The 12,859-nt window shown below is 74.4% G+C and carries 7 protein-coding genes; 5 read left to right on the top strand and 2 right to left on the bottom strand.

What is annotated here, in order from left to right; all coding sequences use genetic code 11:
• Nucleotides 1–36: 36 nt before the first annotated feature.
• Nucleotides 37–1,038 (top strand): endonuclease/exonuclease/phosphatase family protein, encoded by a 1,002-nt coding sequence (locus NAEX_RS37040; protein ID WP_211302538.1) that lies wholly within the window; start codon nt 37–39, stop codon nt 1,036–1,038.
• 25 nt (nt 1,039–1,063) lie between these two features.
• Here the strand turns inward: NAEX_RS37040 and NAEX_RS37035 are convergent, their stop codons facing one another.
• Nucleotides 1,064–1,618 (bottom strand): hypothetical protein, encoded by a 555-nt coding sequence (locus tag NAEX_RS37035; RefSeq protein ID WP_096332184.1) that lies wholly within the window; start codon nt 1,616–1,618, stop codon nt 1,064–1,066.
• Nucleotides 1,619–1,697: 79 nt separating this feature from the next.
• On the bottom strand, nt 1,698–7,526 hold the full coding sequence (locus NAEX_RS37030) for an alpha-2-macroglobulin family protein (protein WP_096332183.1): 5,829 nt from the start codon (nt 7,524–7,526) through the stop codon (nt 1,698–1,700).
• 301 nt (nt 7,527–7,827) lie between these two features.
• On the opposite strand from NAEX_RS37030, the gene NAEX_RS37025 reads away from it, so the two are divergent.
• The 4 genes from NAEX_RS37025 (at nt 7,828) to NAEX_RS37010 (ending at nt 12,681) form a co-directional block, all read left to right on the top strand.
• The gene (locus tag NAEX_RS37025; protein WP_177326015.1) at nt 7,828–8,178 is read left to right on the top strand and encodes a con-10 family general stress protein; all 351 of its coding nucleotides are present in this window, start codon (nt 7,828–7,830) and stop codon (nt 8,176–8,178) included.
• A gap of 107 nt (nt 8,179–8,285) precedes the next feature.
• The gene (locus NAEX_RS52460; protein WP_096332182.1) at nt 8,286–9,593 is read left to right on the top strand and encodes a porin family protein; all 1,308 of its coding nucleotides are present in this window, start codon (nt 8,286–8,288) and stop codon (nt 9,591–9,593) included.
• A 574-nt stretch (nt 9,594–10,167) separates the two neighbouring features.
• Complete coding sequence (locus NAEX_RS37015) at nt 10,168–10,680, top strand: hypothetical protein (protein ID WP_143141120.1); 513 nt, start codon at nt 10,168–10,170, stop codon at nt 10,678–10,680.
• 174 nt (nt 10,681–10,854) lie between these two features.
• Entirely contained in the window at nt 10,855–12,681 is a 1,827-nt protein-coding gene (locus tag NAEX_RS37010; protein ID WP_096332180.1) for a feruloyl-CoA synthase, read from the top strand.
• Nucleotides 12,682–12,859: the final 178 nt, after the last annotated feature.

The following is a 12,859-nucleotide window of genomic DNA, read 5'->3' as shown; positions in this document are numbered from 1 at the left end:
GGCGCGCGCCGGTCGGATGCACTAGAGTCCCCCGGCTTGCCCGGTCCCTCCGCGTCCGCCCCTCGCCCCGCCCGCGCGAGCGCGCGCGTGCTCGCGGGGCTCTCGCTCGTCCTGGTCGTCGGGACATGTCTCTTCAGCCTCGCGGGTCACCTCGGCGCGCTCGACTGGCGGCTCGACCTCGCCAGCCACTTCCGCCCGTGGTACGCCGTCGCCGCCGCGCTCGCGCTGGTCCTCGCCGCCGCGCTCCGCCGGCGCCGCCTCGCCGTCGCGGCCGCGCTCCTCCTGCTGGCCGAGCTGTGGCAGGTGGCGCCGCTCTGGCTGGCGCGCCCGCTCGCGGCCGGGGAGCCGGCGCTGCGCCTGGTCCACTTCAACGGCCTGTCGAGCAACCCGCGCAAGGCCGAGGCGGTCGCCTGGCTGGCGGGCACCGCCGCCGACGTCGTGGTCGTGCAGGAGGTCGACGCCGACTGGGCGGCCGCGCTGGCGGCCATGCCCGACCACGTCGCGCTCGAGTCGGTCCTGCGGGCCGACAACTTCGGCATGACCTTGCTCGTCCGCCATGGCTTCGAGGACATGGTTGTTCGTACATGGCGCGAAGATTTGGTCCCCGGGATCCCGACGCTGGCCGCCGAGCTCGCGGTCGCGGGGCGCCGGATCGCCCTGCTCGCGGTCCACACGTTGCCGCCGGTCAGCCGCGACTACGCCGAGCGGCGCGACGCCCAGCTCGCGCGCGCGGCGGCCTGGGCCCGCGAGCAGCGGGGCGCCGGCCGGCTCCCGGTGATCGTCGGCGACCTCAACACCTCGCCGTTCAGCGCCCCGCTGCGCCGCCTTCTAACCGACGGCGGGCTGGTCGACTCGCAGCGCGGCTTCGGCCTGCAGGCGAGCTGGCCCGTGGGCCCGGTGTTCCCGCGGATCGCCATCGACCACTGCCTCCACGACCCCGCGCTGGTGACCGCCGCTCGCGCGCTCGGGCCGGCGCTCGGCTCGGACCACCTGGCGGTGCGGGTCGACCTCGCCTGGCCTCCGGGACAGGCGCCTTGAAACATGCCCTGAAGGACAGCCCTCGCTAGCCGCCGCTCATGATCGACGGGCACTCGGCGCGGGCGATGCTGCAGTCGGGGCCGACCTCGACGTCCTGGCTCGGCGGCGTCTCCGCGTACTCGGCCATCTTCGCGCACGAGAACGAGCGCATGCGGGCGGCGAAGCTGGCCCCGAACTCCTCGTAGCAGGCCTCGAGCTCGGCGATCGTCGCCTTGCAGTTGGCCCAGTCGATGCCGAGGTCGCAGGCGCCCTCCGGCTCGGTCTCCGGCTTGTTGGCGAGGCAGTTCTGGCGCAGGGTGTCGCAGGTGTCGACGCTGCCGTCGGCGATCAGCGCCTCGCCGATCGCCCGATACGTACACATCGCGGCGGCGAACTCCTCGTCCGACAGCACCTGCTCGCCGTAGGCGTCGGCGGCCTCGCAGAACTGGTCCTTCTCGGCGTCGGTGAGCTCGTCGCCCTGCTTGGCGCCGTCGATGCCGGAGTCGAGGGCGGCGTCGTCCTCCTTGCACCCGCCGAGCGAGAGGCCCAGCACCGGGAGCACGCCGAGGAAGGTGGAGAAGAGCCTTGTCGCGGTCGTCACTGCCGCCCGTCTACCTCGAGCGCGAGAGGCCGACAAGCGACCTGCGCCGGCGGCCGGCGCACGTTGTGGGGTCCAGCCCTCAGCGCACCGTCACGCGGGCGCCCGCGGAGCGGCCCCAGACCTCCGGCATGTACATCGCCTCGGCGTGGGCCGGCGGCAGCGAGAAGTCGCCGCGGCTGGTCGCCCGCAGGAAGACCGTGTGGTGATGTGTCCCCGGGGGCAGGTCGTCGGCGAACACGACCACGCGATCGCGGCGCAGCTCCTCGTACGACGCCCACCACCCGCGCGAGCCGGACAGCGTGGCGGCCGCCTGGCCCTTGCCGAGGTCGCGCTGGACCGCCTCGAGCCCGGCCGGCAGCGGGACCTCCAGCGCGACGTAGCGGATCCGCGTGCGCGCGCTCAGCGTCAAGTCGATCGCCACCGCGTCGCCGATCGCGATCGGCCGCCCGTTCAGCGCCCCGTCGGCGAGGCGCAGCTCGCGGCGGATCTCGAGCCCGTGCTCGCGCGCCGGCGGGTTCGGCTCGGCCGGGGCCCACTCGACGCCGAGCCGGTAGTACATGCGGCCCTGGCCCTGGCGCTGCAGGACCACGGTGAGCGGCCCCGCTGCGGGCGCGGGCCGGCCCGCGCCCGTCGGCTTCAGGATGTCGGGCATCTTCGCCGTCGCCTCCTGGCCCTTGAGGTCGCGACCGAGGAAGCTGGCCTCGAAGACAGGTTTACTCCCGACCCACGCGCGGCCGACGAAGTCGGGCGGCTCGGCCTCGCGGACGCGGGCGTAGTCGGTGATGGCGATCAGCGCGTAGGCGTTCTCCTGGGTGTTGCGCCAAGCCCCGCCGATCCGCCGCTCGAGCAGGCCGCGGGCCAGCTTCTCGATCACCGCGTGCTCGGGCCGGACGCGCAGCAGCGCCGACAGGATGATCGCGTCGCTGCGGCCGTCGGAGTGGAAGAACTGCCCGCCGGACCCGTCCTCGCGCTCGATCACGTGCGCCGTGGCCGGCAGCTCCTCGAGGTCGGCCAGCAGCTCCTGCGTCAGCGTCGTCACCTCCGGCCGCTGCGGGTCGGCGCGGTGCATCGCCATCAGCAGGAACGCGCGCCCGTAGGCCGGCAGGTCGGCGCGGCGGGCGAACAGCGCGTCGACGTGCTCGCGCTTGAAGCGTTCGGCCTCGGCCAGCACGTGCAGCGCCAGCGCGTGGCGCTCGAGCTCGCCGCTCCATCGCTGCCGCGCGTCGGCGGGCGGCAGGCGCCGCTCGAGGTCCGCCAGCGCCTGCTCGAGCGCGTCCTTCGGCACCGGGTAGCCGGCGCGCGCCGCCAGCCCGAGCACCCACGTCGCGTAGCCGCTGGCGTACGGGTGGACCTCGTCGCTCCCGGGCCAGTAGGCGAACCCGCCCGAGCTGGTCTGCATCGTCAAGATCCGGTCGACCCCGGCCTTGACGAACACCTGCGGGTCCTCGCGCAGCCCGAGCGGATAGGTCGCGTGCAGCGCCAGCAGCGACACCACCGGCAGCAAGCGGCTCGAGGTCTGCTCGACGCAGCCATAAGGATAGGTGAGCAGCGCGTCGGCGGCGTCCTCGAGCCCGCCGAGCAGGCTCGAGCTGGCCGACACCGACACGCCGCCGACGTCCGGCCGCACCGCCCCCGGCAGCTTGACCGGGATGGCGATCGCGCGGTCGTCGGCGAGGCTGCCGTACATCGCCACCTTCTCGGTCAGCGTGCGCTCCGGCTCGACCGGCAGCGCCAGCTTGACGGCGTCGCCGCCCGCCTGGCGCCCGCCCGCCCGCAGCACCGCCCGCAGCTCGAGCTTGGCCTCGCCGGCCGCGTCGGCGCGGATCGTGAACGGCACCCGCACCTGCCCGCCGGCCGGGACGTCGACCTCTACTGTCTTTGGCGACATGGCCACGAGGTCATGTCCCTTCGTACCTGAATCATCGTGCAGCACCAGCTCGACCGCGGCCCGGCCGGCGACGTCGGTGAAGTTCTGCACGATCGCCGCGACCTCGGCGGCGTCGCCCGGGCGGAGCTGGCGCGGCGTGGCGGCGCGGACGATGAACGGCGAGGTCACGGTGGTGCGCGCGTCGCCGACGCCGAAGCGGCCCGGCGACGTCTTGTCCTCGAGCCGCGCCGAGGCCAGCGCGAAGATCCGGAACGTCGTCAGGTTCTCGGGCAGCACCGCCCTGGTGCGCGCCACCCCGGCGGCGTCGGCCGCGAGGTCGGCGAGGAACACCGGCGTGGTCTCGAACCGCTCGCGCGCCGCGGGCACCGCCCCGGCCGAGCCCCCGAGCACGCCCCCGTGCACGCCGCCGCCGCTGCCGTAGCCCGACCCGGAGCCGCGCCCGTAGCCCCACGAGCCCGACAGCCACGGGTCGTCGGCGACCGGCGTGTACGGCCACAGCACCGCGCGGTAGTCGTCGTACGACGTCGTGCCCGCGTCGCCCCCGGGCAAGAAGCTCGGCAGCAGGTCGGGGACCTCGTAGTCGGTCAGGGCCAGCACCGCCTCGTCGACCGCCCACAGCGCCACTCGGCCGGCCACCGGCGCGCCGGCGGCGTCGCGCACGAACGCGGCCAGCTCGATCGTCTCGCCCGGCCCGGCCTTGTTCGGGGCCTCGACGCGCACCTGCAGCCGCCGGTGCTCGCTGCCCTGCGCCACCGTCGCCTTCGCGCTCAGCACCTCGGGCCGCTGCGGCCGCCGCTGCGGGTCGATCGGCGCGACCACGAACGCGCGCACGTGGACCTGCGGGCTCCAGCTGTCGTCGGAGGTGAAGCGGAAGCTCGCGGTGCCCGCGTCGGCGAAGCGGAACGGCTGGAACTCGCGCAGGCCCTTGCGATCGAGCACCAGCACGCCGCGACCGCCTCGCCACGGGGCGTGGACGGCGACGTCGACCGCCTCGCCCGGGGTCACCTTCTGCGCGCTGGTCTCGAGCGACAGCCTCTGCTCCTGCGGCCGCGGCACCCACTTGCGGCGGCTGCCCTCCGCGACCCAGAAGCTGCCCACGGTCGCGACCGTCCGCTTGTCCGCCGTCGTCACCTCGGCGCGCAGCTGGTAGCTGCCCTCTTCGAGCGGCGGCAGCTCGCAGCGGGCGTCGGCGCCCTCGGCCGCGGTCGTCAGCTCGCACGTCTTGATCTTCTCGGTCTTGTCGACGTAGCCGGCGAACACCATGCGCCCGCCCTCGGCGCGCTCCTGCACCTCGGACCATGTCCGTTCGACCATGACCTTGACGCCATTTTTGGCCACGCGCGCGCCGGCGAGATCGACCGCGCGCACCGGCACGTCGACGCGGTCGCCGGCGCGGCGATGACCCGCGGGCATCGCCATCGCCAGGTAGAAGTCGGCCGGATGGACCTGGAGCTGCGCCTCGGCGCCGACCGCCTGGTTGCTGGCGTCGCGGACCTCGGCGCTGATCGTGCAGCGGTGCGGGTGGCCGGCCGCCCCGAGCGTCAGCGGGATCGCCACCTCCATGAACCCGGGCTTGGCCGCCGGGTCGGGCCGCGTGCGCTCGCGCGGGCCGGGCTGCGTGCCGACGCGGTACGGCAGCGGTCGGCCGACCACCCAGCTCGAGTCGAGCCCCGGCGGGCGCCAGCGTCGCGGGGTGCAGGTCGCCTGGTGCATCAGGAGGACGATCGGCACCGCCCCGCCGAAGTAGTAGCTGGCGTTGACGCGCAGCTCGGCCCTGTCGCCGGCGAGCACATCGGGCCGGGCCACGCTGGCCGCGACCTGGAACTCGGGCACGCGGTAGTCCTCGACCATGATCGTCTCGCGCGCCTCGGCGCCGCCGACCCGCGCCGCGACCGTGTACCGGCCCAGCGCGGCCTCGGCCGGCAGCTCGAGCTCGGCCCAGAACTTGCCCTCCGCGGTGGTCTTGACCGTGCGGCTCGCCACCTCGACGCCGCGCGGGTCGGTGAGGCTGAACGTCGCCTCTGTCTTTTGGGCCATGTGCCTCAGGCCGCTCTTGCGGTGCGGCGTCTCGATCGCGGCCCAGCCGACCACCTTGACCTTCTCGCCGGGGCGGTACGCCCCGCGGTCGGCGACGACGCGGGCGATCGCCCGCTCGTGCGGGCGGAGGTCGGCGGCCAGGCTCTCGGCCGCCGGCACCTCGCCCGCGGCGATCGCCGTGCGGTCGCCGGAGGCCGGGTCGACGATCACGAGCTGCTGCGCCTGCGACGCCTCGCCGGCCTTGACGATCCCCTTGGACATGTACTCCGAGACAGGCGGCAGCGCGAGCAGGCCGTCGCCGTCGGTCGCGCCGAGCGGGCGCGTCGTCAGCTCCTCGTCGACCTGCACCAGCCGCGCCACCGTGGCCCCGGCCACCGGCGTGCTGTCGGACAGGCGCAGCACCTGGACCACCGCCTGCGTCGGCGAGTCGATCACCACCGGCCCGAGGTCGGTCAGGCGATAGAGGCCGCGCACCGCGGTCGGCCGCTCGCCGTCGGCGCTCGCCGTCAGCTCGCCCGGCGACACCTCGACCAGCACCGCCCCGCGCTCGCCGCCGACCAGGTCGGCGACGTCGAGCGCGATCGAGGCCCACCCGCCTGCCCCCTTCGGCGCGAGCGCGACCGTCCGCTCGCTCGCGCCCGCGGGCATCGGCAGGGCCTGCCACGGCTGCCGCGCCAGCTCGAGCTCGCCTATCACCGCCGCGCGCACCCGCAGCGACTTGAGGAAGCGCGCCTCGATCCCGACGGTCTGCTTGCGCCCGGGCAGCAGGGTGCCGCTCTCGCTCGACAGCGCCAGCTCGGGCCGGCGCTCGACCACCACCGTGCGCTTGAAGCCCCCGGGAAAGCTCTGGCCGTAGATGTCCTTCAGGCCAGGCGCGATCGAGACCGTGTAGGTGGTGCCGGGGACGAACTGCCCGAGGATCTCGATGTCGGTCCCGCCGGACTCGTCGTAGGCGTCGGCGACCTCGATGTGCAGCGACTTCGGCCGCGGGCTCACCGAGACGTGCCGGGCCTGGCCCTCGCGCACCGGGTTGCGCAGGCCGATGTGGATCGGCTCGAGCCCGCAGCGGGTCTCTTCGCCGCACGGCAGCGACACCACCGCCTGCGGGCCGTATGTCTCGAAGGACACCTCCCACGGGGTCTCGAGCGGCAGCGGGCCGCGCCGGCCGACGAGCCCCGGCGTGACCGCCAGCACCACCTCGCTGTCGCCCGGCCACAGCCCCTGCGGGCGGACCGTGAAGTGGCGCCCGCGATCGTCGCGGGGCTCGTCGCCGTGGTACCCGGCCTGGTCGCGCTCCGCGGCGGTGGATTCGCGGATCTGCAGCTGCACCGGCGCCGGCTTCGCATCCTCGCGAGCGAGCGGCCGTGCGCTCGCCACGAGGTGGGCGCGGACCTCGGCGAGCGTGGTCGGGTGGTCGAAGGTGACGACGAACGGCGTGTCGCGCCGCGTGGCCGGCAGCTCCACATCGTTGCGGTGGAGCGTGTCGGCCCCGAGCACCTGCGGCCGCGGCGTCTCGAACGTCCACTCGACGCCCTGCGCCAGCCGCTGACCGTCGAGTCCGACCAGGCCCGGGGCGAAGCGCACCGTGTACGTGGTCGCGTCCCGCAGCGCCTCGCCCGGGTGGAACACCAGCAGGTCGGGGGTCTGGAACGCCGCCTCGCCCTTGAGCGGCGGATCGAAGGCGATAAACCGCGCGAGATCGGGGATCTGCTCGACGCCGAGCGCGACCACCGGTTGGTTGAAGCGGATCTTGATCGCGGCGCCGCCCGCGGTCCTCCCCTGCGGCGCGTAGTCGAGGACGGCGAGCGGAGCGCCCGTGGGAACCCTCGGCGGCGCACCCGGACGATCGACGAGGGCCGCGGGGTCGAACGCCGCGAGCACGTCCGCCTCGGGGAGCGCGGGCTCGGGGTCCGCCGGGCCGGAGTTCTTGCACGCGAGCAGCGCGGCGACGAGGGCAGCGGACGACGAGAGGCGTGGGGTCATACGAGGCGGCCCTGAGACGGTCCGGACCGGGGAAAGTTCCGGTCCGCGCGAACCCGTCACCGGCTCGTTCGGACATGTCATAAAAGACATGTGATTCCGCCGCCCGGGAGCCGGCGAACCTGCCGCCGGGCGGCCGCGCCGCTGCACTTGCGGCTGGGTCAACATCGCACACGCTGCGAGTCGACCCGCGAGGGGACGAGACCATCGGCCTGTCCGGCCGCGACCCCTCGCATGCGCAGGAGTAACAGCGATGTCGAGCAATCGAGGTAAGGGCCGCGGCGACGCCCGCGGATTCGCAGGCATGGACCCGGACAGGCAGCGCGTGATCGCCAGCCGCGGCGGCGAGACCGTCAGCCAGGACCGACAGCACATGGCGAACATCGGCCGGCGAGGCGGGGCTGCGGTCAGTCAGAACCGCGAGTACATGGCGATGATCGGCCGCCGCGGCGGCGAGGCCGTCAGTCAGAACCGCGAGCACATGGCGATGATCGGCCGCCGCGGCGGCGAGACCGTCAGCCAGGACCGCGAGCACATGGCCGAGATCGGCCGCGAGGGCGGGCACCACTCGCACGGCAGCCCGACCCACAGCGTGCGCGAGCGCGAAGACGAGCCGCACGAGCCCGAGACGCAGGACAGCGGATCTGGCCTTTAGGCCATGTCCGGCGCGAGGGGTCGTCACCGCGACCACGCCCGCGAACGCGTGCGTTAAGCGAGCGCTTGACACACGCCCTTCGCTTCGGGTGTGATCCGCGTCGCCGCATGCGTCCCCTCGCCTCGCTCCGGTACACCGCCGCGCTGGTCGTGTTCGTCGCCGGGGGCCGGGCGTGGGCCAACCCGCCGGCGCCGGTGCTGCCCAAGCCGAGCGGGCCGCCGCCGCCGCCGCCGGCCTGGATGCCCGCGGGCGAGGCCCAGCGGCAGGCCGAGACGCCGGTCGGCAAGGCGACGTGGCGGCCGGGCAAGGGCATCGAGCTGGCCACGCCGGACCGCCGCTTCACCCTCAACTTCAACATGTGGGCGCAGCTGCTGGCCACGGTCCGGCGCGAGGCGATCCCCGCCGCCGGGATGGAGCCGTGGTCGAGCAGCCTCGAGTTCAGGCGTGCGCGCCTGATCCTGTCCGGCAACATCTTCACGCCGTACGTCGGCTACTACGTCCACCTGATGTTCGCGCCGAAGGACCTCGGGTTCAAGGACGGCACGCCGCGGCGGCCGCCGATCTTCCAGTGGTACACGACCTGGACCCGCTTCCGCCACGCCAACGTCCAGGCCGGCTTCTTCTTCGTCCCGTACGCGCGCCAGCGCATGGCGCCGCTGGCCAAGCTGCAGATGGTCGACAACTCGTCGGCCAGCTACGAGTTCACGCTCGACCAGGACATCGGCGTGCAGGTGAGCTCGCCCGACGTCGCCGGCCTCGGCAAGCTGCGCTACTTCGCCGGCGTGTTCCTGGGCGAGGGCTACGACTATTACAAGGCCAGTGACTTCGGCCTGACGTACATGGCCCGGGTCGACTACCTGCCGTTCGGCATGTTCGACGATTACAGCGAGGCGGACTTCGAGCGCAAGGCGACGCCGCGCCTCGCCGTCGGCGCCGCCTACGCCTTCAGCGACCGCGACCACCGCACCCGCGCCATCAGCGGCACCGCCTTCGCCGACGGCGGCACCATGCGCAGCAACAACTTGACGGTCGACGCCATGTTCAAGGTCGCCGGCATGTCGCTGCTGCTCGACTTCTACTGGCGTCAGGGCTGGCGCCTGCCGGGTGACGCAAAGGACATGTTCGGAGAGCCAGTCGCCGTCGAGGCCGCCCGCAACGGCGTCGGCTGGACGGCGCAGATGGGCCTCTTCATCCCGCGCACCCGCCTCGAGGTCACCGCCCGCTCGTCCGGCGTCCGCCCGTCGCGGCGCGTCGAGACCAGCCTCGGTCGCCTCGACGAGTACGGCGCCGGCCTCAACTATTACTTTTATCGTCACTCGCTCAAGCTGCAGCTCGACTACTTCCGCCAGTACGGCCCGGGCCTGCCCGCCGGCGTCGCCGACCAGCTGCGGCTGCAGCTGCAGGCCGGCTTCTAGCTCGCCCTCCCGACCCGCCGACATCGGCCGCTGCTGCCGGCCGGCAGTCGCGACGCGCGGCCGTCCGCTCGTCCTCCGCCGCGGCGCGCGTCGCCGACATCGACGCAGTCCGGCCGCGCGCTGTCCTCTCCTCGTGCTCCACGCGCCCTGCCGCCGCGCCGAGCCGCGGCCGGACGCGCGTCCGGACGGCCGCGGGCCGCACGCGGGTCGTGGTATCGTGGCGCGGCCATGAGGTCCGTCCCGCTCGCGCTGCTCGTCTCGTTCCTCGTCGGCTGCGGCGCTGAAGCGCCGCCTCCTCCGCCCGCGCCTGCCCCCGCCCCCGCCCCCCGCCCCGGCGCCCGAGCCCGAGACCCCGTCCCCGCCGACCGGCCGCGCGCTGCTGGTCGCCAGCGAATTCGGCCTCTCGCCGCTCGCCTGCTTCCTCGACGCCGGCAAGCGATTCGCCGCCGGCGCCGACTGCCTCGCCATCGCCCCCGTCGGCACCGAGGTGTGGCTGATGAGCGGCGCGGCCGCGAAGGTCGTGGGCCGCGCAGTCGCTGCCTGTCCCGGGGTCACTTCGCCGGAGCCCACGCTCGTGATCGACGCCCCAGCCGAGGCCCTGCGCGGCGACGCGGTCGTGCCGACGAGCCTCAAGGACGGCCTCGTCTACGTCACGCCGACCCCGCCGGCCGAGGTCGACCGCGACGCGCCCAGGGAGCTGCGGGCCCGGATCGCCGAGGCCATCGCCGCCGCCGCGCCTGGCCTCAAGGCCATCAAGCCGCGCATCGACCAGCGCACCCGCCTCGATCTCGACGGCGACGGCAGCCCCGACGAGGTCGTCGCCGCCGTCGTCCCCGACCCCAGGGACGAGGAGGCCGACCTCCGCTTCAGCGGCCTGTTCCTCGTCCCGCCCGCCGGCGCGCCGGTGCTGCTGCGCTCGCGCACCGGCACGCGCGAGCGCTACGCCCTGCTCGGCGCCCTCGACCTCGACGGCGACGGCCCGCGCGAGCTCTACCTCAACACCTACGGCGACGACGGCTTCTCGCTGTCGCTCGAGTCCCGCGGCCCCGACGGCCTCAAGACCCTCGGCCGCTGGGCCTGCGGCTGATCTCCGCGCCTGTATCCGAGGACATGTCCACCCTGCAATGTCGCCGAGGACATGTTTCTTCAACCATCCCAGGCCCGCCCGCGCCGATGAGCCGTGCCCCCTGAGCTCGTGGTCCCCGACGCGCCGAGGAGCCCCGACCGACCCCCGCCCTTCGCCCACCCGCCCCGAGGAGCCATGACCGACCCCAAGCACCTGTCGCTCGAGCTGGCGCCCGCCGAGGTCGTCGTCACCTACCGCGCGAGCGGCGTGATCGAGCTGCGCTCGCCGCAGCCGCTGCAGCCCTACCCGGCCACGCTGGCGGCCGCGCTGCGCCGCTGGGCCGAGGAGGCGCCCGAGCGGGTGCTGCTGGGCGAGCGCCGCGACGGCCCGCTGTACGAGCTGACCTACGGCGAGGCGTGGGCCAAGATCCGCCGGCTCGGCGCGGCCCTGCTGGCCCGCGGGCTGTCGGCCGCGCGCCCGCTGATGCTGCTGTCCGACAACAGCGTCGACAACGCCCTGCTGCAGCTCGCGGCCATGTACGTCGGCGTGCCGGCGGTCCCGGTCTCGCCGGCCTACAGCCTGGTCTCGCAGGACCTCGAGAACCTGCGTCACATCGCCGTCCAGGTCGAGCCCGGCCTGGTGTTCGCCGCCGACGGGGTCCGCTTCGCCCGCGCGCTCGCGGCCGTCGGCGCCCCCGCGGTGGTCGGCCGCGATCCCGGTCCCGGCCAGGCTGTCCTCTCCGACATGCTCTCCGAGACATGTTCCTTGGAGCACGCCGACGCCGCCCACGCCGCCACCGGCCCCGACACGGTGGCGAAGATCCTGTTCACCTCCGGCTCGACCAGCCGGCCCAAGGGCGTGATCAACACCCAGCGCATGCTGTGCTCGAACCAGCAGGCGATCGCCCAGTGCTGGCCGTTCCTGCGCGCCCGCCCGCCGGTGTTGGTCGACTGGCTGCCCTGGCACCACACCTTCGGCGGCAACCACAACTTCAACATGGCCGTCTACCACGGCGGCGCGCTCTACGTCGACGAGGGCAAGCCGGCGCCCGGGCTCATCGAGCGCACCGTCGCCAACCTGCGCGCCGTCCCGCCGACCCTCTACTTCAACGTCCCGCGCGGCTTCGAGGTGCTGCTGCCCTACCTCGAGCGCGACGCCGACCTGCGCGCGCGCTTCTTCTCCCGCCTCGACGTCATCTTCTACGCCGGCGCCGCCCTGCCGCCCAACCTGTGGGCCCGCCTGGCCGCGGTCGCCGAGCAGGCCGGCGCGGCCGGGCGCGTGCTGATGACCTCGGCGTGGGGCTCGACCGAGACGTCGCCGCTCGTCACCAGCGTCCACTTCCCGATCGACCACGCCGGCATCATCGGCCTGCCCGCGCCCGGCTGCGAGCTCAAGCTGGTCCCGCGCGAGGGCAAGCTCGAGCTGCGGGTGCGCGGGCCCAACGTCACCCCCGGCTACCACCGCGAGCCCGAGCTCACCGCCGCCGCCTTCGACGACGAGGGCTACTACTGCATCGGCGACGCCGGCCGCCTCGCCGACCCGACCGACCCGCGCAAGGGCGTGGTGTTCGACGGCCGCGTCGCCGAGGACTTCAAGCTCACCAGCGGCACGTGGGTCAGCGCCGGCGCGCTGCGGGTCGCCTTCATCGCCGCCGCCGCGCCGGTCGTGCAGGACGTCGTGATCGCCGGCGAGGGCCGCTCCGCCGCCGCCGCGCTGGTATTCTTGAACCCGGACGGCTGCCGCGCGATCGCCCCGGATGTCCCCGCGGACAGGTACGCCGAGGACCCGCGGATCCGCGCCCACCTGGCCGCAGCGCTCGCGGCCCACAACGCCGCCAACCCCGGCAGCAGCAGCCGCAAGCTCGCCGCCGCCGTCGTGCTCGCCGAGCCGCCGGCGATCGACGCCGGCGAGATCACCGACAAGGGTTACATCAACCAGCGCGCGGTCCTCCGCCGCCGCGCCGCCGACGTCGCCGGCCTCTACGCCGGCTCGCCCGACCCGGCCCGCATCGAGCCGGCCTGAGCGGCTGGCTCCCGCGACATGTCCTCGGGGACATGCGCGTCTCGTCCGGCGCGACGCTCGCGCTGCCCCGTGGCACCTGCCACGCCCCTCCCCCTCGATCGCCTCGCCGGCGACGCGCCCACCTGTCCCGAAGCACCTGTGCCTCGCCGCCCGCCGGCCGCGGCCCTCGGCGCTCGGC

The sequence above is a fragment of the Nannocystis exedens genome, assembly GCF_002343915.1.
Taxonomy (GTDB): domain Bacteria; phylum Myxococcota_A; class Polyangia; order Nannocystales; family Nannocystaceae; genus Nannocystis; species Nannocystis exedens.
Note: the sequence above shows the minus strand (reverse complement) of the source record. Positions and strands in the feature narration are given on the sequence as shown.